This window comes from Sporosarcina sp. BP05 (genome assembly GCF_014282005.1).
Classification (GTDB): Bacteria; Bacillota; Bacilli; order Bacillales_A; family Planococcaceae; genus Sporosarcina.
This window is the reverse complement of the sequence record NZ_JACFTD010000074.1, coordinates 1-798: the sequence shown is the minus strand read 5'-3', so window position 1 is coordinate 798 and position 798 is coordinate 1. Positions and strand designations below refer to the sequence as shown.

Here is a 798-nt window from a genome sequence, read left to right as displayed (position 1 = left end):
AAGTGGCATGCTTTCGACATACTTTTGGTTCATGATATAGGCCATTGCTGATGGTGAAGCCAGACTTCCAGGATACATAGGTGCTGGCATCTTCGCTGTGACAATCGGCGTTTCGGTGCCTTCACGTTCACAATTTCGGCAGCTGTAGACATGGCGTACATGTTCAACGACTTTCACTTGTGCGGGAATGACTTTTAACTCGCGACGCACTTCCGTACTCATTTCATGTACTTGTTCACCGCAACACAAACAAGCCTGTTCCTCATCTGATAAACGATAATGAATCGTCTCAGTTGGCAGGTTTTCAAGCATCGCTTCGATTTGACCCGATCGTTTTTTACGACGATAGGTAATTGTTTCAAGCGTGGGTTCCTCTACCTTTTCATCCGCTGTGACTTCAGCTTCGTTGAAAAGAGAGAGTGCGAATTGATCTGGATTGGTTTTTTCACTAGAAGCGCCAAATTTTTGTTGTTGGCTGAGGCGAAATTGTTCTTCTAACCATTTGAGTTTAGCCTGTAGCACTTCATTTTGTTTTTCCAGCTCCGCATTTTTCGCTGCGAGTTCTTGAATTGTGGGTGAGGTGACTGCTACTAATTTTTCCATATAAAAAGAATTCGACACGACTCGTCGAATTCCTTTTTTAAATTATAATTTTTGCAGAAACTTTTGCATGGGCTTGTTTTTGTTCATGTGGTAAGCCATCGAGGAGCCAGTGTAATTGTCGATGGCTTATAGATAGTGGCTGTGTTGTTTGTCCATCGGGCCACTGAAATAGACCGTTTTCCAACCTTCGATAGT

Annotated in this window: 2 protein-coding genes; both read right to left on the bottom strand. The window is 43.1% G+C overall.

Annotated features, from left to right (window positions below; translation table 11 throughout):
* Positions 1-603, bottom strand: a 603-nt coding sequence (locus H2672_RS19155) for an IS66 family transposase zinc-finger binding domain-containing protein (protein WP_186674004.1), incomplete at its 3' end; no start/stop codon positions are given.
* Between the two features lie 37 nt (positions 604-640).
* Positions 641-787: an IS66 family insertion sequence element accessory protein TnpB gene (locus tag H2672_RS20055; RefSeq protein ID WP_186674003.1), complete on the bottom strand. Its 147-nt coding sequence runs from the start codon at positions 785-787 to the stop codon at positions 641-643.
* Between the last annotated feature and the right edge of the window lie 11 nt (positions 788-798).